Origin of the sequence: Ectothiorhodospira lacustris, assembly GCF_022227845.1 — a bacterium.
Classification (GTDB): domain Bacteria; phylum Pseudomonadota; class Gammaproteobacteria; order Ectothiorhodospirales; family Ectothiorhodospiraceae; genus Ectothiorhodospira; species Ectothiorhodospira lacustris.
On record NZ_JAJNQN010000001.1, the window covers coordinates 254,446 to 279,604 of the forward strand.

General features: G+C 65.6%; 27 protein-coding genes and 2 riboswitches. Of the genes, 10 read left to right on the plus strand and 17 right to left on the minus strand.

Features of this window, described 5'->3' with window-relative positions; all coding sequences use genetic code 11:
* Nucleotides 1–7: 7 nt before the first annotated feature.
* The 5 genes from tal (at nucleotide 8) to LQ956_RS01190 (ending at nucleotide 4,210) form a co-directional block, all read left to right on the plus strand.
* Nucleotides 8–1,132, plus strand: a complete 1,125-nt coding sequence (gene tal, locus LQ956_RS01170) for a transaldolase (protein WP_238629202.1) — start codon at nucleotides 8–10, stop codon at nucleotides 1,130–1,132.
* Nucleotides 1,133–1,158: 26 nt separating this feature from the next.
* A complete protein-coding gene (gene glk / locus LQ956_RS01175) occupies nucleotides 1,159–2,166 on the plus strand; it encodes a glucokinase (protein WP_238629203.1) in 1,008 nt (335 codons plus the stop codon).
* 89 nt (nucleotides 2,167–2,255) lie between these two features.
* Complete coding sequence (gene apaG / locus LQ956_RS01180; RefSeq protein WP_238629204.1) at nucleotides 2,256–2,639, plus strand: Co2+/Mg2+ efflux protein ApaG; 384 nt, start codon at nucleotides 2,256–2,258, stop codon at nucleotides 2,637–2,639.
* A 122-nt stretch (nucleotides 2,640–2,761) separates the two neighbouring features.
* The gene (locus tag LQ956_RS01185) at nucleotides 2,762–3,361 is read left to right on the plus strand and encodes a class I SAM-dependent methyltransferase (RefSeq protein ID WP_238621346.1); all 600 of its coding nucleotides are present in this window, start codon (nucleotides 2,762–2,764) and stop codon (nucleotides 3,359–3,361) included.
* A 9-nt stretch (nucleotides 3,362–3,370) separates the two neighbouring features.
* The gene (locus tag LQ956_RS01190) at nucleotides 3,371–4,210 is read left to right on the plus strand and encodes a symmetrical bis(5'-nucleosyl)-tetraphosphatase (RefSeq protein ID WP_238629205.1); all 840 of its coding nucleotides are present in this window, start codon (nucleotides 3,371–3,373) and stop codon (nucleotides 4,208–4,210) included.
* Between the two features lie 11 nt (nucleotides 4,211–4,221).
* On the opposite strand, the gene LQ956_RS01195 is transcribed toward LQ956_RS01190, so the two are convergent.
* The 4 genes from LQ956_RS01195 to LQ956_RS01210 are packed head-to-tail and all read right to left on the minus strand — an operon-like array spanning nucleotide 4,222 to nucleotide 7,535.
* A complete protein-coding gene (locus LQ956_RS01195) occupies nucleotides 4,222–4,761 on the minus strand; it encodes a phosphatase PAP2 family protein (protein WP_238621348.1) in 540 nt (179 codons plus the stop codon).
* Complete coding sequence (locus LQ956_RS01200) at nucleotides 4,752–5,984, minus strand: glycosyltransferase family 4 protein (RefSeq protein WP_238621349.1); 1,233 nt, start codon at nucleotides 5,982–5,984, stop codon at nucleotides 4,752–4,754. Before LQ956_RS01200 ends, LQ956_RS01195 begins: the two co-directional genes overlap by 10 nt.
* The gene (locus LQ956_RS01205; protein ID WP_238629206.1) at nucleotides 5,981–6,715 is read right to left on the minus strand and encodes a lysophospholipid acyltransferase family protein; all 735 of its coding nucleotides are present in this window, start codon (nucleotides 6,713–6,715) and stop codon (nucleotides 5,981–5,983) included. The genes LQ956_RS01200 and LQ956_RS01205 overlap by 4 nt, the downstream gene beginning before the upstream one ends.
* A 10-nt stretch (nucleotides 6,716–6,725) precedes the next feature.
* A complete protein-coding gene (locus LQ956_RS01210) occupies nucleotides 6,726–7,535 on the minus strand; it encodes a GNAT family N-acetyltransferase (protein ID WP_430733387.1) in 810 nt (269 codons plus the stop codon).
* A gap of 146 nt (nucleotides 7,536–7,681) precedes the next feature.
* Here LQ956_RS01210 and LQ956_RS01215 point away from each other — a divergent pair, with 146 nt between their 5' ends.
* The 4 genes from LQ956_RS01215 to LQ956_RS01230 are packed head-to-tail and all read left to right on the plus strand — an operon-like array spanning nucleotide 7,682 to nucleotide 11,024.
* Entirely contained in the window at nucleotides 7,682–8,884 is a 1,203-nt protein-coding gene (locus LQ956_RS01215) for a class I SAM-dependent rRNA methyltransferase (protein ID WP_238621352.1), read from the plus strand.
* A 19-nt stretch (nucleotides 8,885–8,903) separates the two neighbouring features.
* On the plus strand, nucleotides 8,904–9,701 hold the full coding sequence (gene lgt, locus LQ956_RS01220; protein WP_238621353.1) for a prolipoprotein diacylglyceryl transferase: 798 nt from the start codon (nucleotides 8,904–8,906) through the stop codon (nucleotides 9,699–9,701).
* The gene (locus LQ956_RS01225; protein ID WP_238621354.1) at nucleotides 9,694–10,527 is read left to right on the plus strand and encodes a thymidylate synthase; all 834 of its coding nucleotides are present in this window, start codon (nucleotides 9,694–9,696) and stop codon (nucleotides 10,525–10,527) included. Before lgt ends, LQ956_RS01225 begins: the two co-directional genes overlap by 8 nt.
* The gene (locus tag LQ956_RS01230; RefSeq protein ID WP_274521502.1) at nucleotides 10,524–11,024 is read left to right on the plus strand and encodes a dihydrofolate reductase; all 501 of its coding nucleotides are present in this window, start codon (nucleotides 10,524–10,526) and stop codon (nucleotides 11,022–11,024) included. The genes LQ956_RS01225 and LQ956_RS01230 overlap by 4 nt, the downstream gene beginning before the upstream one ends.
* Nucleotides 11,025–11,028: 4 nt before the next feature.
* Here LQ956_RS01230 and znuB read toward each other — a convergent pair whose 3' ends face one another.
* Nucleotides 11,029–11,841: a zinc ABC transporter permease subunit ZnuB gene (gene znuB / locus LQ956_RS01235; RefSeq protein WP_238621355.1), complete on the minus strand. Its 813-nt coding sequence runs from the start codon at nucleotides 11,839–11,841 to the stop codon at nucleotides 11,029–11,031.
* Entirely contained in the window at nucleotides 11,834–12,676 is an 843-nt protein-coding gene (gene znuC / locus LQ956_RS01240; RefSeq protein ID WP_238629207.1) for a zinc ABC transporter ATP-binding protein ZnuC, read from the minus strand. The genes znuB and znuC overlap by 8 nt, the downstream gene beginning before the upstream one ends.
* Before the next feature lie 83 nt (nucleotides 12,677–12,759).
* Between znuC and znuA the strand changes: the two genes are divergently transcribed.
* On the plus strand, nucleotides 12,760–13,734 hold the full coding sequence (gene znuA, locus LQ956_RS01245; RefSeq protein WP_238629208.1) for a zinc ABC transporter substrate-binding protein ZnuA: 975 nt from the start codon (nucleotides 12,760–12,762) through the stop codon (nucleotides 13,732–13,734).
* A gap of 62 nt (nucleotides 13,735–13,796) precedes the next feature.
* Here the strand turns inward: znuA and LQ956_RS01250 are convergent, their stop codons facing one another.
* The 11 genes from LQ956_RS01250 to ubiH form a co-directional block, all read right to left on the minus strand.
* Nucleotides 13,797–14,624 carry a UDP-2,3-diacylglucosamine diphosphatase gene (locus LQ956_RS01250; RefSeq protein WP_238629209.1) on the minus strand — a complete coding sequence of 276 codons (828 nt, stop codon included), beginning with the start codon at nucleotides 14,622–14,624 and terminating at the stop codon, nucleotides 13,797–13,799.
* A 172-nt stretch (nucleotides 14,625–14,796) separates the two neighbouring features.
* A complete protein-coding gene (locus LQ956_RS01255) occupies nucleotides 14,797–15,312 on the minus strand; it encodes a GlcG/HbpS family heme-binding protein (protein ID WP_430733383.1) in 516 nt (171 codons plus the stop codon).
* A gap of 124 nt (nucleotides 15,313–15,436) precedes the next feature.
* Nucleotides 15,437–15,796: a diacylglycerol kinase gene (locus LQ956_RS01260; protein WP_238622396.1), complete on the minus strand. Its 360-nt coding sequence runs from the start codon at nucleotides 15,794–15,796 to the stop codon at nucleotides 15,437–15,439.
* Nucleotides 15,796–17,256 carry an aminomethyl-transferring glycine dehydrogenase subunit GcvPB gene (gene gcvPB, locus LQ956_RS01265; RefSeq protein WP_238629210.1) on the minus strand — a complete coding sequence of 487 codons (1,461 nt, stop codon included), beginning with the start codon at nucleotides 17,254–17,256 and terminating at the stop codon, nucleotides 15,796–15,798. The genes LQ956_RS01260 and gcvPB overlap by 1 nt, the downstream gene beginning before the upstream one ends.
* A gap of 507 nt (nucleotides 17,257–17,763) precedes the next feature.
* Nucleotides 17,764–18,264 carry a thiol peroxidase gene (gene tpx, locus LQ956_RS01270; RefSeq protein WP_238629211.1) on the minus strand — a complete coding sequence of 167 codons (501 nt, stop codon included), beginning with the start codon at nucleotides 18,262–18,264 and terminating at the stop codon, nucleotides 17,764–17,766.
* Between the two features lie 460 nt (nucleotides 18,265–18,724).
* Nucleotides 18,725–20,092 (minus strand): aminomethyl-transferring glycine dehydrogenase subunit GcvPA, encoded by a 1,368-nt coding sequence (gene gcvPA / locus LQ956_RS01275; RefSeq protein WP_238629213.1) that lies wholly within the window; start codon nucleotides 20,090–20,092, stop codon nucleotides 18,725–18,727.
* 46 nt (nucleotides 20,093–20,138) lie between these two features.
* Nucleotides 20,139–20,531 (minus strand): glycine cleavage system protein GcvH, encoded by a 393-nt coding sequence (gcvH, locus tag LQ956_RS01280; protein ID WP_238622400.1) that lies wholly within the window; start codon nucleotides 20,529–20,531, stop codon nucleotides 20,139–20,141.
* A 66-nt stretch (nucleotides 20,532–20,597) separates the two neighbouring features.
* Entirely contained in the window at nucleotides 20,598–21,701 is a 1,104-nt protein-coding gene (gene gcvT, locus LQ956_RS01285; protein ID WP_238622401.1) for a glycine cleavage system aminomethyltransferase GcvT, read from the minus strand.
* 55 nt (nucleotides 21,702–21,756) lie between these two features.
* A riboswitch (glycine riboswitch) is annotated at nucleotides 21,757–21,846 on the minus strand.
* Between the two features lies 1 nt (nucleotide 21,847).
* Nucleotides 21,848–21,939: riboswitch (glycine riboswitch) on the minus strand.
* 117 nt (nucleotides 21,940–22,056) lie between these two features.
* Entirely contained in the window at nucleotides 22,057–22,662 is a 606-nt protein-coding gene (locus tag LQ956_RS01290) for a class I SAM-dependent methyltransferase (RefSeq protein ID WP_238622402.1), read from the minus strand.
* Nucleotides 22,663–22,723: 61 nt separating this feature from the next.
* The gene (locus LQ956_RS01295) at nucleotides 22,724–23,932 is read right to left on the minus strand and encodes a UbiH/UbiF/VisC/COQ6 family ubiquinone biosynthesis hydroxylase (protein ID WP_238629214.1); all 1,209 of its coding nucleotides are present in this window, start codon (nucleotides 23,930–23,932) and stop codon (nucleotides 22,724–22,726) included.
* Between the two features lie 30 nt (nucleotides 23,933–23,962).
* Nucleotides 23,963–25,153 carry a 2-octaprenyl-6-methoxyphenyl hydroxylase gene (gene ubiH / locus LQ956_RS01300; protein ID WP_238622404.1) on the minus strand — a complete coding sequence of 397 codons (1,191 nt, stop codon included), beginning with the start codon at nucleotides 25,151–25,153 and terminating at the stop codon, nucleotides 23,963–23,965.
* Nucleotides 25,154–25,159 lie beyond the last annotated feature (6 nt).

Below are 25,159 nucleotides of genomic sequence, written 5' to 3' on the forward strand. Positions count from 1 at the left end.
GGACACAATGGCAGAACACAATCCGCTGCTTCGCTTGAGAGAATTGGGCCAGAGCGTCTGGTACGACTATATCCGCAGTGACCTCATGGCCTCCGGGGAACTGGATCGCCTGATCCGGGAGGACGGCCTGGGCGGCCTGACCTCCAACCCCGCCATTTTCGATAAGGCCATCACCGGCAGCGACCTCTATGACACCGCAATCCGGGAATGTCTGGCGCAGTCTCCGGACCTGACCACCAAAGGCCTGTTCTACCAGCTTGCCATCCGCGACCTGCAGGCCGCCGCCGATGCCTTTGCCGAGACCTACCGGCGCACCGTGGGGCGTGACGGCTTCGTCAGCCTGGAAGTCTCTCCGGAGCTGGCCTTCGACGCCGAGAGCACCGTGCGCGAAGCCCTGGAGCTGCATGCCCGGCTGGATCGTCCCAATCTCATGATCAAGGTACCCGGCACCTTGCCCGGCCTGGCCGCCATCGAGCAGCTCACTGCTGCCGGCGTCAATGTCAACGTCACCCTGCTGTTCTCCGTCACCCGCTATCAGGCGGTGCTGGAGTCCTTCCTCAAGGGCCTGGAGACTCGCCTGGAGCGGGGCGAACCCGTGGCCTCCATTGCCTCGGTGGCCAGCTTCTTCGTCAGCCGGGTGGATACCGCCCTGGACACGCTCCTGGAAGAGCGTATCCGCGAGGGCCGCCCGGTGGAACACATGCAGGGCCTGCTGGCCATTGCCAATGCCAGGCTGGCCTATGCCCATTTCCAGCAGGTCTGCGGCAGCGAACGCTGGCAGCGTCTGGTTCGGGCCGGGGCCCAGCCCCAGCGGCTGCTGTGGGCCAGCACCGGCACCAAGAACCCGGATTACAGCGATGTGCTCTACGTGGACTCGCTGATCGGCCCGGAAACGGTGAACACCCTGCCGCCGGCTACCTATGACGCCTTCCGGGATCACGGCACCCCGGCCCAGACCCTGAGCGAAGGACAGGAACAGGCCCGTGCCCTGATCCAGGGTCTGCCCGATCTGGGTATCGACCTGGAGAGCGTCACCGACCGTCTGGAGGCCGAGGGCGTTCAGGCTTTTGCCGACGCCTTCGCCCACCTGATCCAGGGCCTGGAAGACAAGCGCCGCCGCCTGGCGGCCTGAGGGAGCCGTAGCCTAAGGAGACGATCGTGGACGTTCTGGCGGGAGATATCGGAGGCACCAAGACCCTGCTCATGCTGGCCAAAGTGGAAGACGGCCGGCTGATCCCCGGAGAGATTCGGCGCTACACCAGTGCCGACTACCCCGGACTGGCGCCCATGGTCCGGACCTTCCTGGCGGATCAGGGTACCGGCGTACCGATCAGCGCCGCCTTCGCCCTGGCCGGCCCGGTCGCCCGCCGGGATGACGGCCAGCAGGCCCGCCTCACCAACCTGCCCTGGCAACTGGACTCCCGGCAATTGGCCCGGGACCTGGGCCTGCCCCGGGTCACCCTGGTCAACGACTTCGAGGGCATCGCCCACAGCCTGGACGACCTGCCCGCCGACAGCCTGCATGGACTGCAGCAAGCGGACAGGGATCCGGACGGAGTGCGCCTGGTGGTGGGGGCGGGAACCGGCCTTGGGGTGTGCATCGTCTGTCCCGGCCGGTCCGGGCGGCTCATACCCACCGAGGCGGGTCACGGCGAGCTGGCACCCGCCGATGCCCGCCAGTCCCGCCTGTGGGCCGCCGTCACACGGCAGGAAGGGCGCTGCAGCCGGGAGCACCTGCTCAGTGGCCGAGGGATTAACCGCATTGCCCGTTTCCTCATCAGCGAAGGCCCTCAAAGGCCGGGCAAGGTCCTGGCCGAGGCCATGACGCAACCGGACCCGGCCCCCGAACTCACCCGGCTCGCCCTGGCGGGCAGCGATCCCCTGGCCGTGGAGACCCTGTCCCTGTTCTGCAGCCTCTATGGGGGGCAGACGGGTGATCTGGCCCTGGGCTGTCTGCCCTTCGGCGGGGTCTATATTGCCGGCGGTATCGCGCCGCGCATCCTGCCTCTGCTGGATGCCGGGGGCTTCATGACGGCCTTTTGCCACAAACCGCCCATGACCCACCTGCTGGAGCGGATGTCGGTTCAGGTCATCACCGATCCCCGGTCGGGACTACTGGGTGCCGCCCGCCTGGCCGCCCTGCAGATCACCCAAGACCGCGGCTAAGACCCGCTCCGGGCTACAACTTCCCACGGGAATCCGGCAAGATACCGTTTCTTGCCAGGCGCCCCTTCCAGGCCACCGGAGACAACCCCATGCCGGAAAGCAGCGACCACCACATCCAGGTCGAGGTCAACTGCAGTTACGTGGAATCCCAGTCCGACCCCATGCACGGCCGCTTCGTGTTTGCTTACACGATCACCCTGCGCAACCTGGGCACCCAGGGCGCCAAGCTCCTCAGCCGCCACTGGATCATCCACGACTCCAACGGCAAGGTGCAGGAGGTGCGGGGCGAAGGGGTCGTAGGCGAACAACCCCACCTCAACCCCGGCCAGGGTTTTCAGTACACCAGCGGCGCCATGATCGAGACCCCGGTGGGCACCATGCACGGCACCTACCGGATGGTCGCCGACGACGGCACCCGGTTCGAGGCCGTCATTCCCACCTTCACCCTGTCCGTGCCCAGGGTGCTGCACTGAATAAATCCGACCTGGGTCAAGCCTGCAAACCCCTACTTTAGACAGGGGCTTGGTCACTGATTACAATCGTGAGCACTGGAAAATAACCCTGTAAGACTCATCCACAACCACGGGCTAACCTCATGCGCATCCCTTACACCCTCTGGGCACCCATCTACGATCGACTGATTGAAAAACCTTCAACAGGCATCAGACAGCACAGCCTGGAGCGTTTGGGCGACGTGGAAGGTCGATCCATCCTGCTGGTGGGCGTGGGCACCGGGTTGGATTTTCCCTTCCTGCCCCAGGGCGCCCATTACACCGGCGTGGACCTGACCCCGGCCATGCTCAAGAAGGCGACCGAACGCGCCCAGTCCCTGAACCTGGGCATCGAGCTGCATGAGGGCAACGCCATGGCCCTGCCCTACGAGGATGCCCAGTTCGACGTGGTGGTCATGCACAATATCCTGGCGGTCGTCCCCAATGCCGGCAAGGCGCTGACCGAAGCCACCCGCGTGCTCAAGCCCGGTGGCCGGATCCTGATCCTGGACAAGTTCCTCAAGCCCGGTGAAAGCGCTCCCTTCCGCCGCCTGCTGGGCCTGGTGTCCCAGTTCCTGGCCACCCGCACCGACGTGGTGTTCGAGAACCTGATGAAAAAGCGCACCGACCTGACCCTGCTGGAAGACAGTCCGGCGATGCTGCGCGGCTGGTTCCGTCACATCCTGCTGGAAAAGAAGGCCTGACCCCGCTGCATGGCACTGTATGCCGTCGGCGACCTGCAAGGCTGTCTTGACCCGCTGAAACGGCTCCTGGACCGGGTGCGATTCGACCCGGCCCGGGATCGGCTGTGGCTGGTGGGGGATCTGGTCAACCGGGGGCCGGATTCCCTGGGCTGCCTGCGGTTCGTACGGGATCTGGGGAAAGCGGCGGAGACGGTGCTGGGCAACCACGACCTGCACCTGCTGGCCATCCACGCCGGACTGCACAAACCCCGGCGCCGGGACACCGTCCAGCCCATCCTCGACAGCCCCGATCGAGAAGAACTCATAAACTGGCTGCGGCGGCGGCCGATCCTGCACCATGACGCTGCGGCCGGCTGGACCATGGTCCATGCCGGACTGCCCCCCCAGTGGGACCTGGCCACGGCCCTGGCTTGCGCCGACGAACTGCACCAGGTGCTGCAAGGCCCCGACTACCGTACCCTGTTACAGCGGATGTACGGTGACCAGCCCGCCCGCTGGGACCCGGCCCTGTCCGGCTGGTCCCGCCTGCGTTTCATCACCAACTGTTTCACCCGCCTGCGCTACTGCACCCGGGACGGCGCGCTGGATATGGATCACAAGGGCGCCCCGGGCACCCAACCAGCCGGTCTGCTGCCCTGGTTCCAGGTACCGGGCCGGGCCAGTACCGACCTGAGGCTGGTGGTGGGCCACTGGTCCACCATCGGCTGTCGTTACGAACAACAGGTCCTCACCTTGGACACCGGCTGCGTCTGGGGCGGCCAAATGACCCTGGCCCGTCTGGATACCCTCACGCCGGAGATTGTCCAGCAGGACTGCCGGACCCATCGGACGCACTCGCCGATCACCTGACCCATCGCGGGCTACAGGGGCACCACACCCCCCATCCACCACAGACTGCCCAGGGCCACGGCAGCGCCGATGGCGGCACCGGCCAGCACATCGGTGGGATAATGCAACCCCAGCACCAGACGGGACAGGGCCACCATCAGGGTGAAGGGCAGCACCAGCCAGGCCCAGACCGGTAACCAGGCCAGCAGTACCACGGTGAAGGCCACCGCATGCAGGGTATGGCCGGAAGGAAAGCTGAACCGGTCCAGCGGCGCCACGTTCAGGCTGATGTCGCGGCTGTGCCGGAAGGGCCGATCCCGCCCTGTGGTTGCCTTCAGGATCTTGTAGATAGGCAGGCACAAAAGCCCCACCAGGGCCATGTGCAGGCTCACATGGAGGGCCTGCATGCCGTGGATCAGGGGCAGGCAGAGCATCAGGGTGTACCAGAAGACCCCGTCCCCCAGCCGGCTGACCACCGCAAATACCCGGTTGATGAGCCGCCGATGCCCCATGCGGTTGAAGACCAGGCAGACCGGAATCTCCGCGTCCGTCACTCGCTGAATCAGTCCCATGTTGACCTCTCTTGAGCACACTCGAAAAACAGCGCTTCCAGCCGATCATGGATGCAGCGCCAGTCCACCGACTCGGCCACGACTCGGGCCTGTTCGCCCAGGCCCCGGATCCGTGCGGGATCGGTGATCAGTTCCCGCGCCAGACCGACGAACCGGTCCCGGTCATTGAGGGGCGGCAGCAGTCCGCTCTCACCGTGGCGCAGATGCTCCCGCGGCGCTGCATAATCAAAAGCCACCACCGCCAGCCCCGAGGCCATGGCCTCCAGGACCACGTTGCCGAAGGTGTCAGAGGTGGAGGGAAACAAAAAGATGTCACCACTGGCATAGTGACGGGCCAGATCTTCCCCGGTCCGGGTGCCCACCAGGATCAGGTCCGGGTGCAGGCGCCGCAGTTCCGCGGCCTCGGGGCCGTCCCCCACCAGGATGAAGCGGGCCCGGGGCTGGTGGGACTGCATGGCCCGGAAGGCCTCCACCGCCAGGGACAGATTCTTCTCCGCCGCCAGACGCCCCACATGGATCACCGCGGGATCGGCGTCTTCCAGCCCCCAGTCCCGACGCAGCGCAGGGTCCCGCCGGGTGGGATTGAAAAGTGCCGTATCCACCCCCCGGGCCAGTACTTTGCAATTCCGGTATCCCTGCGCCGTCAACTGGGTGCGCAAGGACTCGGTCGGCACCAGGGTGCAGCGGGTCCGGTTATGGAAGCGGCGGAGAAAATGACCGATGGCAGGCTCCAGAAACCCCACCCCGTAGTACCGGCTGTAGCTGTGAAAATTGGTATGAAAACCGCTGATCACCGGGATCTTGAGGTGCCTGGCGGCGGCCACTGCGGACCCCCCCAGGGGGCCTTCCGTGGCCACATAGATCACGTCGGGCGGATGCTCGTGCCAGACATCCAGGATCGCACCCCGGGCCGGTAGTCCAAAATGCAATCCCTTGTAGCCCGGGACGGGAAGACCGGCCGTCGCCTGTTCCCGCAACGGTCCCTGTTCACCACCGACATCCCCGCGGTACTGGCGGGGACGAATGAGATGGACCTGATGCCCTCGCGCCAGCATGCCCTGCACCATGTGATGCAGGGTGTGGGCAACGCCGTTGATCTCCGGAGGATAGGTTTCGGTCACCACGGCGATATGCAGCCGGGGCGCCTCATCGCCATCGGCATGGGACCCCTGGGTGAAAATCCGGTCCCAGTTCAGGGATGAGGCGCGCCCGGCGGCGTTCATGAGGGAGAGTCTCCTTCGAGAGGGGGCGGGAGGCCGTCATGGAACGCCTCCCTGACGGCCGCTTCGGCCGCCCGGGACAACCCGCGACGATCCGTACCATCGACAGGGATCGGCGGCATGAAACTGAGCGCCACGTCCACCCGCGGCATGGCCAGCAGGCGCAGGGCATGGGTGAGGAAATGCTGGTTGTCCACGAAGGCCGCCGCATGATCCGCCGGGGGCAGGTAGCGGATGGACACCGGCTGTACCGGGCAGCCCGCGCTCTGGGCGGCCTGGAACAAGCGGGGATGAAAACGTCGTACCTCCTTGCCCGGGGTGGTCGTCCCTTCGGGAAACACGTGCACCGAGTGGCCGCGGCCCAGATGTTCGGCCATCTGATCGGAGACATGGGAGGCGGCACCCGAGACCCCGCGATGGATGAACAGGGTGCCGTTGCGGCCGGACAGCCAGCCGATCAAGGGCCAGCGCCGCACCTCGGACTTGGACAGGAAGCCCACCGGGGCATAGGCCCCCAGGACCGGGATATCCAGCCATGAAACATGGTTGGAGACGGACAGGACAGGTCCGGTGGACGGCTGACCACTCACCTGAATACGGACACCAAAAAGACGGCAGAAAACCCGGTACCACCACTGGATGGCACGCCGGAACCGCTGATCGGGCATCCCGGCCTCGTTGGGCCGCCCCAGCAGCAGGGTCAGGATCACGGCGATGAACAGATGGAGGATCAACGGGATCAACCTATAAATGCATCTGATGGCTTTCATGACAATCCGCGGATAAGGGTGTCCGCAGAAAATGCCGCCGGTAGCGCGCGGGCACAAGCCCTTCGTCCAGAAAAATGAACACGTCCGCCACGTTGAAGTCCGGATCCCAGCAGGGCTCGGCACCGATACGCGCGCCCAGACGCAGATAGGCCTTGAGCAGGGGCGGCATGATCACGGCGCCCTCGCATCCCGCCACCTGCCGAGGTAACGGCAAGCGGGACCGAACCAGCAAGGTTTCCGGGTCCGGGTGACGGCCCTTGAGCCTTTCCATGATGGCGTGGGCCTGATGCCCGCCATCATGGAGTCCGATACTGGCGCAACCGATCAGATACCGGATGCGATGGGTGGCCATGAACCGCCCCAGTCCGGACCAGAGCACGGCGATGGCCGTACCACTGCGATAGTCGGGATGAACGCAGGTGCGGCCGATTTCCATGATCCGCCCGGGCAGACGATCCAGGCCGTCCAGTTCGAACTCGTTCTGAGAATAAAAGCCGCCGGCGAGGCGGGCCTCGGTGTCCTTGAGGATGCGGGTATAGGCCACCACGGCCCCGGTGTGGCCGTCACGGACCAGCAGGTGATGGCAGTAGCGGTCGTAGCGATCATGGTCCAGCCCCAGCAGGGCCGCCGCCGCGGGCAGGGTGGCCCCCATTTCCCGGGCAAAGATCTGATAACGCAGACGCTGGGATGCCAGCACGTCATCATCACAGGTGGCCAGGGACACACTCAAGCCGGGGCGCGGGACATTCCAGTCATCGGCTGCGGGCGTGTCGGCGGTCTGCATGGCCTTGTCATTATCCATCGTCATGGGGCCATGCTAGGGAGCGCGCCTTTCAGGGATGTGAAGACGTCGTGACGATTACGTGACCCAGGGCAGCGGCGTGATGCACGCGGACAACGGCTATAATGGGCGTTTTGCCGGAGCCTCCCATGGAAACCCTCGACTACGTCCCCCTGCGCCTCAAGAAAAACGAAGAACGGCGCCTGCTGGCCGGCCACGCCTGGATCTTCAGCAATGAGGTGGACGTGGAGGCCACGCCCATCCGCCCCCTGGAACCGGGACAGCCGGTGACGATCCAGGACAGCCGGGGCCGCACCCTGGGGACGGGCTACGCCAATCCCAATTCCCTCATCTGCGCCCGACTGGTGACCCGGGACGCGGATCACCCCTTCGGCCCTTCCCTGCTGGTCCACCGGCTCAAGGTGGCCCTGTCCCTGCGGGAGCGGCTGTTCGATGAACCCTTCTACCGACTGGTCCATGGCGAGAGCGACGGCCTGCCGGGCCTGGTGGTGGACCGCTACGGCGACGTGCTGGTGGCCCAGATCACCACCGCCGGCATGGAGCGCCTGCAGGATGCCCTGCTGAATGCCTTCGAGAAGGTCCTGCGCCCCAGCGCCGTGCTCTGGCGCAACGACAGTCCGGTGCGCAGTCTGGAAGGCCTGGGCCTCTATGTGCAGCCGGCCACCGGCCCCATCCCTGAGACCGTGGAGATCACCGAAAACGGCACTCGTTTCCGGGTCCCCCTGCTGGCGGGCCAGAAGACCGGGTGGTTCTATGACCAGCGGGACAACCGGGCCTGGCTACGGCGCCTCGCCACCGGGGCTCGGGTACTGGACCTGTTCAGCTATGCAGGAGGCTGGGGGATCCAGGCGGCCGTCCATGGGGCGGAACACGTCACCTGCGTAGACGCCTCCGCCGATGCCCTGGCCCAGGTGGAAGCCAATGCCCGCCTGAATCAGGTGGAAGAACGGGTGCAGACCCTGGCGGGGGATGCCTTCGAGGTGCTGCGTCAGCTGCGGGAGGAACGGGCACGGTTTGATCTGATCATTGTCGATCCGCCGGCCTTCATCAAGCGCCGCAAGGATCTGAAAGAAGGCACCACCGCCTACCGGCGCATCAATCAGATGGCCCTGCAGGTTCTGGCCCGGGACGGCTTTCTCATCGCCTGTTCCTGTTCCCAGCACATGGCGGCGGAGTCGCTGGAAAAGCAGGTCTACGCCGCCGCTCGCCACGTGGACCGGCAGATGCAGATCCTGGCCCGCGGCGGCCAGGCCGGCGACCATCCCATCCACCCGGCCATGCCGGAGACGGCCTACCTCAAGGCGATTCTCTGTCGCTGCACCGGGCAGTAGCGTAGGTTAGAATCAGGGGATGACTCCCACACATCCTTTCATTGATCCCGTCGCCCTGAGCCTGGGGCCCCTGCAGATCCACTGGTACGGCCTCATGTACCTGCTGGGCTTTGCCGCCTTCTGGGCCCTGGGCTGGCTGCGGGCCGGCCGCCCCTGGAGCCCCCTGAACCGGGAGCAGGTCTCCGACCTGCTCTTCTACGGCGTTATCGGTGTCATCGTGGGGGGGCGGCTGGGCTATGTCCTGTTCTACAACCTGGACGCCCTGGCCGGCGATCCGTTGATGCTGATCCGGCTCTGGGAAGGCGGCATGAGCTTCCACGGCGGCCTGATCGGGGTGCTGGTCACCTGCTGGCTCTATGCCCGCAAGCTGGGCTGCCGCTTTTTGCAGCTCACCGACTTCGTCGCGCCCCTCATCCCTATCGGCCTGGGGGCCGGACGCATCGGCAACTGGATCAACGGCGAACTCTGGGGCAAGCCCACGGAGATGCCCTGGGGCATGATCTTCCCGGCCGCGGACATGCTGCCCCGTCACCCCACCCAGCTCTACCAGGCGGCCCTGGAGGGCCTGGCCCTGTTCCTGATCCTGTGGTTCTTCTCCCGGCGCTGGCGCCCGGTGGGGGCGGTCTCCGGCCTGTTCCTGGCGGGTTACGGGGTGTTCCGTTTCCTGGTGGAATTCTGGCGCCTGCCCGATGCCCATATCGGCTATCTTGCCTTCGGCTGGCTCACCCTGGGCCAGCTCCTCACCCTGCCCATGATTCTGGCCGGTGTCCTCATGCTGGCCTGGGCCCGGCGGCAGGAGAAAGCACGCCATGCATAGTTATCTTCAGCTCCTGCAACACCTGCTGGAACAGGGCACGGAGAAATCCGACCGCACCGGCACCGGCACCCGTTCCGTGTTCGGCCACCAGATGCGCTTCGATCTGGCCCGGGGCTTCCCCCTGGTGACCACCAAGAAGCTGCATCTGAAGTCCATCATTCATGAACTGCTCTGGTTCCTCAAAGGGCACACTGCCACCGCCTATCTGCAGGCCAACGGGGTACGTATCTGGGATGAGTGGGCTACGGAAGACGGCGATCTGGGACCGGTCTACGGCCGGCAGTGGCGGTCCTGGCCCCTGCCCGACGGCGGCCATGTGGACCAGATCAGCCGGCTGGTGGAACAGATCCGGACCCGCCCCGACTCCCGGCGCCTGATCGTGAGCGCCTGGAACGTGGCCGACCTGCCGGATGAAGGGGTCTCCCCCCAGGACAATGTCCGTGCCGGGCGCATGGCCCTGGCCCCCTGCCATTGTCTGTTCCAGTTCTATGTGGCCGACGGCAGGCTCTCCTGCCAGCTCTATCAGCGCAGCGCCGACATCTTCCTGGGAGTGCCGTTCAACATCGCCTCTTACGCCCTGCTCACCCTCATGGTGGCCCAGGTCACGGACCTGGAGCCGGGAGAGTTCATCCATACCTTCGGCGACGTGCACCTGTACCTGAACCACCTGGAACAGGCCCGGGAGCAGCTTGCCCGCGAACCCCACCCCCTGCCCCGGATGGTGCTGAACCCGGCAGTGAAATCCCTGTTCGACTTCCGTTACGAGGACTTCACCCTGCTGGATTACCAGGCCCATCCCCACATCAAGGCCCCGGTGTCCATATGACCGACTCCCAACCACTGCTCACCGCCGTGGTCGCCATGGACCGCAACCGGCTCATCGGCGCCGACAATCGCCTGCCCTGGCACCTGCCGGCGGATCTTGCCCACTTCAAGCGTCTGACCATGGGCGGGTGCATGCTCATGGGACGCAAGACCTTCGAATCCATCGGTCGGGCGCTGCCGGGGCGGCACAGCCTGGTGATGACCCGGGATACGGACTTCGAGGCCCCCGGCTGCACGGTGGTCCATGACCTGGAACAGGCCCTGGCGGCCGCCGGGCCGGTGGAGGAGATCTTCGTCATCGGCGGGGCGGACCTGTTCCGGCATCTACTGCCGCTGTGTCGACGGATGCATCTGACGGTGATCGAACATGAATTCGAAGGCGACACCTTCCTGGCCCAGCTCAATGAGACTTGGCAGGAGGTGGCCCGGGAAGCCCATGATGCCGACGACAAAAACCCCTATCCCTACACCTTCCTGACCCTGGAGCGCCGCCCCTAGCCGGCTACGACGGAGTACGGAGCCGACGCAGCAGGGCAATCCCCGGCAGACTGAAGATCACGGCAAACAGCAGCGCCGCCGCCACCACGATGGACGGCCCGGCGGGGGTATCCCAGGTCAGAGAACCCCACAGTCCGCCGGCCACGGCCAGACAACCGATCAGGGCGGCGAACAGGGCCATCTGCTCCGGTGTGGACGACAGCCGCCGCGCCGCCGCCGCGGGGATGATCATCAGCGAAGTGATCAGCAGGATGCCCACCACCTTCATGGCCACGGCAATGACCAGGGCCATGAGCAGCATGAAGCCCATGCTCACCAGAGTCACCCTCACCCCTTCCACCCGGGCCAGATCCTCATGCACGGTCATCGCCAGCAGGGGGCGCCACAAGGCCGCCAGCATCCCCAGGGCCAGTGCACCACCGATGAAGATCCCTATCAGGTCCTCATGGGACACGGCCAGGATATCGCCGAACAGGTAGGCCATCAGATCGATCCGGACCCCTTCCAGAAAGGCCACCGCCACCAGCCCCAGGGACAGGCTGCTGTGGGCCAGGATCCCCAGCACGGTGTCCGTGGCCAGCCGCCGCTGTCGCTGCAACAGCATGAGCACCAACGCCAGGGCTACACAGAGGATGATCACGGTCAAATTCACGTTCAGACCGATGAGAAAACCCAGCGCCACCCCCAGCAGGGCGGAATGGGCAAGGGTATCGCCGAAGTAGGCCATCCGGCGCCAGACCACGAAGGAGCCCAGCGGCCCCGCCACCACGGCTACGGCCATGCCGCCGATCAGGGCCCGGACAATGAAATCATCCATGGTGTTCGTGCTCCCCGGGCCCGTGGCAATCACACCCGGGCGGCCCGTCGAATTCCACTACGTCGCCATGCAGATCATGACGATGGTCATGGTGATGGGTGTACAGGGCCATTCCCGCCGGCATGGTCTTGCCGAACAGTTTGAGATAGGCGGGATCGCGGCTCACCACGTCCGGTTTGCCGGTACAGCACACATGCTGATTCAGACAGATCACCGAATCGGCGGCAGCCATGACCAGATGCAGTTCATGGGACACCATCAGCACCCCGCACCCATAACGGTCCCGCAGGCGGGCGATGAGCTGGAACACCTCCCCCTGCCCGGCCACATCGACCCCCTGGGCGGGCTCATCCAGCACCAGAAGGTGAGGTTCCCGCAGCAACGCGCGGGCCAGCAGGATGCGCTGCATCTCCCCGCCGGAAACCGACTGAACGGGCTGCTCCAGCAGATGGTCACAGCCCACTTCCCGCAACACCCGGGCCAGGCTGTCCCTGTCGAAACGTCCTCCCAGCCCCAGAAACCGGCGTACCGTGATGGGCAGGATCTCATCCACCTGGATACGCTGGGGCATGTACCCGATACGCAGTCCGGGGCGACGCAGGACCCGGCCGCTGGAGGGTGACACCAGCCCCAGCAACACCTTGAGCAGGGAGGTCTTGCCGGCACCATTGGGACCGATGAGGGTGACGATCCGGCCCGGTTGAACCATCATGTCCACGCCGTCCAGAATCCGCCGTCCACCCGCCGTCAGTGCCACCTGTCGGGCGGCCAGCAAGGCGCCATCGACAGGGCGGAGATCATCACGGGATCTGCTCAAACTGGAAAGACGGAACATGGCAACCGGATCCGGCGCAGAGAAAATATCAAAAGGATTGTTATAGTATTACATAACCACATCAGCCGAGGAGTCCATTCATCATGCGCAACCGCCGATTGCTTGCGGGCCTTGCGGCCCTGGTCCTGCTACTGCCCCTGTCGCTGCAGGCAACCCCTCGGGTCGTGGTCAGCATACCCCCGATCCACAATCTGGTCAGCGGGGTCATGGAGGGCGTGGCCGAGCCGGTGCTGCTGGTACCCGGCGGGGCCTCGCCCCATGACTACGCCCTGCGTCCTTCGGACATGCGGCACCTGCAGGCGGCCCAGGTAGTGATCTGGGTGGGCCGGGACCTGGAGGGTTTTCTGGAGCGGCCGTTGGCCAGACTGCCGGAATCCGTGACGAAAGTCACCCTGCTCAAGGACGCCGACCTGGTGCGTCATGCGCTGCGTGAGGGAGGGATCTGGGAACGGCACGCCCATGACCACGGGCACAGCCACAGCCACAGCCACAGCCACAGCCACAGCCATGATCACGGCCATCGCCATGACCACCATCATGACCTGGACAGCCATGTCTGGCTCTCCCCCGAGAACGCGACCCGCATCGTGCGCCACGTGGCCGGGGTGCTGGCGGACGAGGATCCCGACCACGCCGTCCGCTATGAAGAAAATCGGGACCGCATCCTGGCCCGCCTTGGGGCACTGGATGCGGAACTTCAAGCCCGTCTGACGCCCGTTCGGGGGCATCCCTTCATCGTCTTTCACGATGCCTATCAATATTTCGAAAGACACTACGGCCTGACCCCGGCGGGCTCGGTGACGGTGGATCCGTCTCGCCCTGCGGGTGCCCGCCGGGTCCAGGAGATCCGTCAGCGGATTCAGGAGACCGATGCCATCTGCGTGTTCAGCGAACCCCAATTCCGGCCCGCCATCGTGGAGACCCTGATCGACGGCACCGGGGCACGCACCGGCGTGCTGGACCCGCTGGGGGCGGAACTGCCGGCGGGCGTGGAAAGCTATTACCGCCTGCTGGAGAACCTGGGGCAGAGCCTGGTGAGCTGTCTGACTGAAAGGTAGGGACACGACCTGCGCGCCCCTGCCGGGAACATGCAGGGGTGCGGTTCAACCTGGCCTGATCATCAAGAGGTGGAGACACCGATCCGGGCCGCCAGCGGCAGATCCGCTGCAGCAGCCGTGACCGGCACCGGTTGGATGACCTCGGTCCGGGTGTGATCCGACCAGTGCAGCAGGTGCAGATTGCCCTGAAAATCCTCGGTCAGGGCGGTGCAGTGCTCCACCCAGTCACCGTCGTTGCAGTAAAGCACCCCTTGGATGGACTCGATACCGGCCTTGTGAATATGGCCGCAGATATAGCCGTCGTAGTCACGGCGCACGGCCTCCCGGGCCGCGGCCTCCTCGAAGCGGCGCATGTAGCGCCGAGCCTTGGTCACCCGCCCCTTCACATGGGCGGACAGGGACCAGTAGGGGTGGCCCATATAACCCCGCCAGCGGTTGTAATGCCGGTTCAGCCGCAGCAGCGCCTGATAGGCCCCATCCCCCAAGGCCTTGACCAATCGATTGTGCTTGACCAGGGCATCGAACTCATCACCGTGGCTGACGAGGAAGCGGCGACCGTCGGCGGTCAGATGCTCTGCGTCCAGACGCACCTTGACGCCCTGGAATTCCGTTCCGGCAAAGACACGCAGGGCACCATCGTGGTTACCAGGGATATAGATCACCCGGGTGCCCGACTGTGCCTTGTCCAGGATCACCTGGATCACGGCACTGTGCTCGGCGCTCCAGTACACACGACGGCGCATGCTCCACAGATCGAAGATATCACCGACCAGGTAAAGATGATCGCATTGGGAGGATTCCAGAAAATCCAGCAGGTATTCGGCACGGCATTCCCGGGTACCCAGATGAACATCGGAAATGAAGATGCTGCGGCATTCGATGGTGGCCATGGCGGTGCTGTCCCCGGTTCGGAATAGGGGACAGGGTGAACCAGCCGGATGACGGGGAGATCACGGCACCGTGAAGGAAACGTGGCAATACCTGAACGGCAGGCGTTACCAGGCAAAGCCTGGTAACAGGAAGGTAAGGGAAATCGGCTATCCGCAACTATCGACCAGTCGCTCAGGGCTGAACCATCTCCAGATCCATCCGGATTTCATCCAGCCCCTGGCGGGCGCACATCTCGTCCGTCTCACCGGAAGGGGCGCCGCTCACACCGATGCCGCCGATGATCCGGCCCGCTGCATGGATCGGCAATCCGCCGGCGGAAAAGACCACGCCATCCACCTTGCCCACCTGAAAGGGTTTGGTGAAGCGGTCTTCCATCTCGGACAGAGGGCCATTGAAGGACATGGCGGTATAGGCCTTCTGGCGGCTGATCGCCAGGGTCAGGTCCACCGCCAGGGTATCCCGCAGGACCACCTGGGTATTGCCGCCCCGGTCCACCACCGTGACCGCCACGTTGACGCCGGCCTCGCGGCAAGCCTCCAGGGTGGCCCAGGCCAGGCGGGAGGCCGTATCCAGGGTCATGACCTTGATGTTCATGGTCACCGGGGCTTCGTCGGCCTGGATGGGGACGGCGGCCAGGCAGAGGGTCAGGGCACCGGCAGCCAGGGTGGCGGGCAGTTTCATCGGCATCGGCTTTCACTCCAGGGTGGTGGTACGGACCGATGGGGCCGATCGGATGCCGGCCCCTTGTTGTGATGTCCTTGAGTGTAGCCCTGAACAGACGAAAATGCCGCAGCAGAACCGTCCAGGGGAGTTACATCAGCACCAGCGCCCACACCGCCACGGCATGGAGGATGGACAGCAGCACCGCCGCCGAGCCCATGTCCTTGGCCCGGGCCGAGAGGTCATGGAATTCCTGGCCGATGCGATCAATGGCCGCCTCGATCCCGGAGTTCAGCAACTCCACGATGAGGATCAGGAACAGGCTGCCGATCAGCAGGGCCCGTTCCACCCCGTCCGACCCCAGCCACAAGGCCAGGGGCACCAGGACAATCATCGCCAACAGTTCCTGGCGGAAGGCGGCCTCATGACGGAAGGTGCTTCTCAACCCCTGCCAGGAATACCCCGCCGCCTTGATGATCCGGGTCAGACCCCGGTTACCACTGTAGGCCATCAGTCGGTCTCGACCTCAGGAAACCAAGCCACATCCAATGCCTTGGCGGCGCGCACCTCATCGAAGCGCCGGTTAGGCTGGGTGTAGGGGGCACCCTTCACCTTCTCGGGCTCGGCTGCCGCCTCTTCCAGGATCTTCGCCATGGCCTCCACGAAGGTGTCCAGGGTCTCCTTGCTTTCGGTCTCGGTAGGCTCGATCAGCAGGCATTCGGGCACCAACAGGGGGAAATAGGTGGTAGGCGCATGGAAGCCGTAGTCCAGCAGACGCTTGGCCACATCCATGGCGGTCACACCCTGCGCCTTGGCCTGACGGCGCAGGGTGACGATGAACTCGTGGGTGGCGCGGCGCTGCGGGAAGGCCAGGTCATAGCCCAGTGCCCGCAGGCGGGCCATCACGTAGTTGGCGTTCAGGGTGGAGTAGTCCGCCACCTTGGGCATGCCTTCCCGACCCAGCAGACGCATGTAGACGTAGGCCCGCAGCAGTACCCCGGCATTGCCGGCAAAGGCGGACAGGCGGCCGATGCTCTGGGGCAGGTCCCGCTCCGTGAGCCAGCGATAGCGATCCCCATCCCGGCCCACCACCGGGATGGGGAGGAAGGGCTTGAGCCGCTCGCTCACGCCCACGGCACCGGCCCCGGGACCACCGCCCCCATGGGGGGTGGAGAAGGTCTTGTGCAGGTTCATGTGGATGACGTCGAAGCCCATGTCGCCGGGGCGCACCTTGCCCAGAATGGCGTTCAGGTTGGCGCCGTCGTAGTACAACAGGCCGCCGGCGTCATGGACCACCTTGGCGATCTCGTGGATGCGGCGCTCGAACACCCCCAGGGTGGACGGATTGGTGAGCATGATCCCCGCGGTGGCGGGTCCCACGGCGGCCTTGAGGGCCTCCATGTCCACGTCACCGGAATCGTCGGTGGGGATCTCGCGCACGGCATAACCGCACATGGTGGCGGTGGCCGGGTTGGTGCCGTGGGCGGCATCGGGCACCAGGATCTCGGTACGGCCTTCGTCTCCCCGGGCCTTGTGATAGGCATGGATCATGGCCACCCCGGCGAACTCGCCCTGGGCCCCGGCCATGGGGGTGAGGGACACGGCCCGCATGCCGGTGACATCCTTGAGCATCTCCTGCAGTTCGAACATGCAGGACAAAAAGCCCTGGCTCACCGACTCAGGCGCATAGGGATGGCGGCGCAGGAAGCCGGGCAGCATGGCCAGGCTGTTACAGACTCTGGGGTTGTACTTCATGGTGCACGAACCCAGGGGATAGAAATGGGTGTCGATGGAGAAGTTTTTCTGGGACAGGCGGGTGTAGTGACGCACCACGTCCAGTTCGGACACCTCCGGCAACGGCGCCGAGCGACGACGCCGAAAACGCTCGGGCAGCGCGGCGACATCCGCACGGCCGGCCGGGGCCTGGCTGGGGGTCCGGCGACCGGGACGGGAACGTTCAAAAATCAGCATTGCCTGGCTCCTGAAAAAATTCGGTATTGGTTCAAAATCCCTCGCCGCGGGAAAAAACTGCCGCCGGACCCGTCTAAAGGGTGCACACCGACAGCCCCTCCCCCGAGGGAAGTTCTGAAAAAGCCTATTGCCGTAGCGGGAGTCCAGGGGTTTCATCCCACAACTGGATTCCCGCTTGCGCGGGAATGACGGGGGCGGATGCGAGTCACCGCCGCGAAGGTCGCCTTAGCCGTCACCCCCGCGAAAGCCCCCTTGGCCGTCACTCCCGCGAAAGCGGGAGTCCAGGGTTCTCCGTTTGTCCGTGGATTCCCGCCTGCGCGGGAATGACGGGTGAGGATGCGAGCCCCCCCCGAAAGCCCACCCCCTAGTCGTCACTCCCACAAAGCCCCTTTAGCCGTCACTCCCGCAAAGCCCCTTTAGCCGTCACTCCCGCGAAAGCGGGAGTCCAGGGTTCTCCGTTTGCCACTGGATTTCCGCCTGCGCGGGAATGACCGGCTCAGGACAAAATCAGCCCAGCGCCGCGTAGGCCGCGTCGTAATCCGGCTCCTGGGCGATCTCGGGCACCAGCTCGGTATAGACCACATGGTCGTGGGCATCCAGCACCAGCACGGCGCGGGCGGTGATGCCCGCCAGAGGGCCGTCCACGATCAGTACGCCGTAGTCCTTGGCGAAGTTGCGGGACCGCATCATGGACAGGGTCTTCACCTTGTCCACATTCTCGGCGCCACAGAAACGGCCCTGGGCAAAGGGCAGGTCCGCAGAGACCACCAGTACCACCACGTCATCCCGATCGCCCACCCAATCGTTGAATTTCTTGGTGGACAGGGCGCAAAGCCCGGTATCCAGGCTGGGAGTGATATAGAGGATCTTCTTCCTGCCGCTGAAGTCGCTCAGATTGACGTCGTTGAGCTCCTTGTCCACCAGGGTGAACGCGGGGGCGGCACTGCCCACCTTGGGCAGATCGCCGCAGGTGTTGATGGGGTTGCCTTGCAAGGTAATCCGGGTCATCGCTTTGACTCCTCGTGCTGGTTGGTCAGAGAGCTGAAGAACAAAGGGAAATACTGATCAGGCCCCCTCATTGTGCCACTCCTGTCTACTACTACGTCACTCCCGCAAAGCCCCCCTTAGTCGTCACTTCCGCGAAAGCCCCTTTGGCCGTCACTCCCGCGAAAGCGGGAGTCCAGGGTTCTCCGTTTGTCACTGGATTCCCGCCTACGCGGGAATGACGGGTGTGGATGCGCACCCCCGAAAGCCCCCCTTAGTCGTCACTTCCGCGAAACCCCCTTTGGCCGTCACTCCCGCGAAAGCGGGAGTCCAGGGTTCTCCGTTTGTCACTGGATTCCCGCCTGCGCGGGAATGACTGATTCAGAACATCCAGGGTGTAGCTGCCCAACCAGGCACCGCAGTTGCCCAACCAGAGTGTAGCTGTCCCACATGGACATATCGTTAAAGCCGGGCCGATGCCGAATCAGTCCGCCAAGTCCGCCCGCGCCTGTTCCAGTACGGCCACGTAGCGATCCAGGTCCGCCGCGGTCTTGGTCTCCGTGACGCAGACCAGGATGGCGTCGGACAGGTCGGGGTGGTCAGGCCCCAGGGCATGACCACCGAGTACCCCTGCCGCCGCCATGCGCTCCAGCAGGGCTTCGCCATCCACGCCCACCCGCAACACGAACTCGTGGAAGCGCTCGTCGGAGAACAGGACCTCGAAGCCCCGCTCCTTGAGCCGCGCCACCAGTGACCCACAGCCCTCGACGCAGGCTCCGGCCACCCGTTCCAGACCTTCCGGCCCCAGCAGGGCCATGTGGATAGTGGCGGCGGTCACCACCAGCCCCTGATTGGTGCAGATGTTGGAGGTGGCCTTGGAACGGCGGATATGCTGTTCCCGAGCCTGCAGGGTGAGCACGAAACCGGGACGACCGTCCGCATCCACGGTGCGGCCGACGATGCGCCCAGGCATCTGGCGCACATGTTCCTTGCGACAGCACAAAAAGCCGAAGTACGGGCCACCGGAAGACAGGGGGGCCCCCAGGGGCTGGCCATCCCCCACCACCATGTCCACACCCTGCCGCCCCCACTGCCCCGGCGGGGTGAGCAGGGCCAGGCTGACGGGATTGACCACACCGATGGCCTGGGCGCCGTTGGCATGGGCCCAGTCGGTCAGGGCGTCCACCTCCTCCAGCACACCGAAGAAGTTGGGCTGAGGGATCACCAGGGCGGTGATATCCTCACCGGCAAAGGTCTCAAGGACGGCCGGATCGACCCGACCGGTGGCCGGATCGAACGGGACATCCACGATCTCGATCCCCTGGCTGGCCACGATGCCGCGGGTCACGCTGCGGTAGGCCGGATGCACCGTCAGAGGCATGAGCACCCGGTGGCTCTTCGAACGCCGGTTGGCGCGCACGGCCATGAGCACCGCCTCGGACAGGGCGGAGGCACCGTCATACAGGGAGGCGTTGGAAATGGGCAGCCCCGTCAGACCGGCCATCATGGACTGATATTCGTAGATCACCTGCAGGGTGCCCTGACTGGCCTCGGCCTGGTAGGGGGTGTAGGCACTGTAGAACTCGCCCCGGGTGGCAATCTGCCAGACCGCCGCCGGGATGTGGTGTTCATAGGCACCGGCACCGATGAAGTTCAGGCCCATGACGTCCTGGGCGGCCCGTTCCTCCATGAGCCGGGTGATCTCCATCTCGCCGATGGCCCGCGGGATGGCGTTGAGTCCGTCCACCCGCAGGGCGGCGGGGATCTCGTCGAACAGTGTCTCGATGCTGTCGGCACCGATGGCCGCCAGCATCTCGCGCACGTCGGTGTCGGTGTGGGGAATGAAGGGCATGGTGATTCCGCTGCTTGTCTGGGTGGGGGGATCAGGGAGACCTGGATCAGCTTTCCGCTTCCAGATGGGCAGCGTAGGCATCGGCATCCATGAGGGCCTCCACGGCAGCGGCGTCGGTGGGCTTGATACGGAAGATCCAGCCCTCGCCATAGGCATCGCCGTTGACCAGTTCGGGGCTGTCGGCAAGTTGTTCATTGACGGCCACCACATCGCCGGCGACGGGGGCGTAGACATCGGAAGCGGCCTTGACGGATTCCACCACGGCGCAGGCACCACCGGCATCCAGATGGGCACCCACTTCCGGGGTTTCCACGAACACCAGGTCACCCAGCAGTTCCTGGGCATGGTCGGAGATGCCGATGGTGAGGGTGCCGTCGGCCTCCTTGCGGACCCACTCGTGGGACGCGGCGTATCTGAGTTCTGCGGGGACGTTGCTCATGGGGACTCCTGATGAAGGGTTCGGGGTATCGGGAAAATGGGTTCGGGTTCGACGGAACGTCGGTGTTTAGAGATCGACCAGGGCCTTGCCATGGCGTACGAACGGCGGCTTGACCACCTTCGCCGGGACCTGCTTGCCGCGGATCTCCACCGTCACCCGCTCACCGGCAGCCGCCGGGATTCGGGCCAGGGCGATGGACACGCCCAGGGTGGGGGAAAAGCTGCCGCTGGTGGTCTCGCCCTGCCCCGCCTCGCCGGCGGTGATGCTCATGTGACCGCGCAGGACACCCCGCCCCTCCAGCACCAGCCCCACCAGGCACTGCTGCACGCCGTCGGACTGCTGTCGTTCCAGGGCCTGACGGCCGATGAAATCCCGGTCGGCGGGCGCCCAGGCCACGGTCCAGCCCAGGCCGGACTCCAGGGGGCTGATCTGCTCGTCCATGTCGGTGCCGTAGAGGTTCATGCCGGCTTCCAGACGCAGGGTATCCCGGGCGCCCAGACCGATGGGACGCACGCCGGCCGCAGCCAGGGCCTGCCAGAAGCCTGGGGTGGCGGTGACGGGCAGGATGACCTCGAAGCCGTCCTCGCCGGTGTAGCCGGTCCGGGCCACGAACCAGTCACCGTCTTCCGTCGCAGTAAAGGGGGTCAGAGCCCGGGCAGACTCCCGCAGGGACTCGGGCAGCAGGGGCAGGCACAGATCGCGGGCCGCGGGACCCTGAACGGCGATCATGTCCAGATCGTCCCGTTCACGGATCTCCACCGGGGCCGTGCCGGTCAGCCTTGAGGCCACATCGCGCATCCAGGCCAGGTCCTTGTCCCGGGTGGCGGCATTGACCACGACCCGGTAGCCGTCGGCGCGACGATAGGTGATGAGGTCGTCCAGCACGCCCCCTTCCTGGTTGAGCATGCAGCTGTAGAGGGCGCGCCCGGGGGCCTTGAGCTTGTCCACGTCATTGGCCAGCAGGTGACGCAGGTAGTCGCGGGCACCGGGGCCGTCCACGTCGACCACGGTCATGTGGGAGACGTCGAACATGCCGGCCTGGCGACGCACGGCGTGGTGCTCGTCGATCTGGGAACCGTAGTGAACGGGCATGGACCAGCCGGCAAAATCCACCATGCGGGCACCGGCGGCCTCGTGGGTGGCATGCAATGTGGTGCGGCGTAATGTCATGTTCGACTCCGGTTTCAATGAAAAAGGGGCAGCCGATAACCTTCCCGCAGGTATCGGCCGCCCCTCTGTCCTGAAACCTGAGAGATTAAACCCGTGGTGGGTTATCCCCTTCGGTGGGTCTGTCGGACCACTCTCCAGAGTCGATATCGGGCAGCGCGGTCCTTTTGCCTGAGCGTTTCCGGGCGGAAGTTGCGCCTTCGGCGCCTCCGGTGAGGGAGGTCTCTCCCACGCTGCCGAGGCTGCCCCAGGGGCAGCCCTATCAAGGGGTGAACTATACCCCAGGCGTGCCGGAACCGGAACTGCCTTTTCTGTTCCTATCACCTCACCCCCTCTCCCCGCCGGGGATGAGGGGCGGTCAGACCTCCGGCCGCCGGATCAGGGCGCGGGTCACCGCCGCCCGCCCCCGGTGCCCCGGCCCCTCGTCTAGTTCGACGGCCAGTTCCGCCAACTCCATGAACTCGCCACCGACAAAATCCTCCCTCAGCATCACACCGTTGTAGAGCATGCCCGGATCCCGGGGACCGCCGCTGTGATAGTCCATCTGCTCCGGGTGAAACGCCTCCACCAGCAACAGGCCACCGGGTTTGAGGGCCTCCAGCATGGCCCGGTGCACCTGACGCCGCTGGGTGGGCGGCAGGTGCAGGTAGATGGAAATGATGTGGTCGTAATGATCCTTGGGCCATTGCCAGCCCACCAGATCCGCCCAGACCGTCTCCAGGATCACCCCCTGGTGCTGCGCCAGGGCCTGGGCCTTGGCCAGGGCCTGCTGGGAAAAATCCACCGCCGTCACCGACAGCCCCCGGGTGGCCAGCCAGACCCCGTTACGCCCTTCCCCATCCCCCACCGCCAGCACGTTCTGGCCCGGCTTGTACAGGGGGTGGTGGGCCAGCAGATAGGCATTGGGCGCGGTGCCATAGACATACTCCGTTCCCGAATAGCGGTTATCCCAGAATTCTCTCATGGCAGCACGCCCCTGAAGTTGAAACGGAAAGACGGATGCTCGTGCATCGGACCCACGTAGTCTAACCCGGCCGACAAGGCGGGCGGGGTGAATCCAGCCCAAGGGCGCGTCTAGCCAGGGTCTTCTTGATCGGTCCGGCGCGATCCGCCAGCGTCAGCCCCAGATTCCGCCCCAGGGCCAGCGGCGGCAGCGCGCTGCCGAAGCCGTAGCGGAACAGCTCCATGGCCCGCATCATGACGACATTATCTCCCCGCCGGGCACGCTCGTAACGACGTAGCAAGCGGAGTTCACCCGGATCCCCCGTTCCCCCGTGCAGCAGCACCTCGACCAGGGTCCGGGCATCCTGGAATCCCAGGTTCACCCCCTGCCCGGCCAGGGGATGAATGGTGTGGGCCGCATCCCCCACCAGTGCCAGCCGAGGACGCACATAGTGACGGGCCTGGGAGCCTCGCAGCGGAAAAGCCGCCCGCTGACCGCTCTCCAGCACCGCTCCCAGACGATGGTCCAGACCCTCCGCCAGGGCCTCGCGGAAGGCGGCGTCATCCAGGTCTCGCAACTGCTCGGCCCGCTCGTCATCGGCCGACCAGACGACGGAGCAGCGGCCATCCGCCAGGGGCAGGAAGGCCAGCGGTCCGGTGGGCAGGAAACGCTGCCGGGCGGTCTCCCGATGGGGCAAGGCGGTACGCACCGTAGCCACCAGGGCCTGCTGGTCATAGCGCCGGCTGTCCAGACCGATCCTGGCCATCTCGCGGATGCGGGATCGGGCACCATCGGCCCCCACCACCAGCGATGCCGTGATCCGGACCCCGCTCTCCAGCGTCACCCGGGCCTCACGGGCACTGATGTCCAGATGGGTCACGGCATCCGGACAGAACCGGGTCACCCCGGGTTCGGCCTCGAGGGCATCCCAGAGTGCGCGCTGGACCACCCGGTTCTCGATGATATGTCCCAGATCCGGCTCCCCCAGTTCCCGGGCCTCGAAACGGATATGTCCGTTGCCGCCCGCATCCCAGACCTCCATGGCCTGATAGGGGCTGACCCGCATGGCCCGCATCCCCTCCCAGACCCCCAGTGCCTGGAACAGGCGCTGGGAGGCACGATTGATGGCGGACACCCGCAGGTCATGCTCGCCGTCCGGCGCCGCGAAAACGGCCGGAGGGTGCAACTCCACCAGGGCCACGGCAAGACCGCCGCGGGCCAGGCTCAGGGCCAGGGCAGCCCCCACCATGCCGCCGCCGGCGATGAGGACGTCACAGGAGGTTGCCGACATGGAGGCTCCTTGTTCATGGGTTCCGAGCATCTACAATCCCATCCCCGCCCGCGCCACCCCATGACGCAACGGACCGCACAGATTCAGGGCCGCCAGGGCCGCCCCCCGAAGGTGCCCCAGCCCCGGGGTGGTAAAAAGCCGGGCCAGGGCGTCGGTCACTCCCGTCACCCGGTCCAGGTCCGGCCGACGCCGGTCGGCATAGCACTGCAGCAGTCCCGCATCACCGGGATCCGAGGCCTCCCGCCCGGCCCGGCACAGCAGATCCGCCAGGGTATCCACATCCCGCAGCGCCAGGTTGAAGCCCTGGCCGGCCACCGGATGAATGGTGTGGGAGGCATTGCCCACCAACACCAGCCGGGCATCCGTATCCCGGACGGCACGCACCCGGGTCAGGGGATAGGCGACCCGCGCCCCCACCCGACGCAGGCGTCCGAGGCGATGACCGAAACGGTCCTGAAGGACCTGCAGAAAATGACCGTCGTCCCAGGCCAACGTCTCGTCGAGCCGATGCGCCGGACGGACCCAGACCAGGGCACAGCGGGGACTGCCGTCCTCGGCGGGACTCAGGGGCAGCAGGGCCACCGGTCCTTCGTCGGTGAAACGCTCAAAAGCCTTTCCCTGATGGTCCAGTTCGGTGGAAAGATTGGCGATGATGCCCGCCTGACCATAGTCACTTTCATGGATGTCGATGCCGGCCAGATTGCGGACCACGGAGCGGGTGCCGTCCGCCCCCACCAGCAGACGGGTTCGTATCGGCGTGGCAACCTGGTCCAGACTCACCTGTACCGCCAGATGATCATCATGGCTGGTGTACCCGGTCACCCGTGCCGGCGTCATCAGAGTGACCGGCGCCGCGGCCAGGGCCGTCTGCAGGACCTGCCCCAGCACCCGGTTGACGATCACATACCCCAGCGCCTCCACACCCTCTTCCCGATGGTCCAGGCGCACGCTGCCGAAATACCCCATCTGGGAGACATGAATATGACCGATCGGCGCGGCATGGGGCGCCAGTTCCGCCCACAGCCCCAGGCGCTCCAGGATGCACCGGGAACTCCAGGACAGGGCCGTGGCCCGCTCGTCATAACTGGGCTGTCCGGGGACACCGGGCGGCTGCGCCTCGATGATGCCCACCCGGTAACCGCTGTCCGCCAGGCCCAGCCCCAGGGTGGCGCCCACCATGCCGCCGCCGGCGATCAGGATATCGAAGTCGCTGTTCTGCACCGTGTC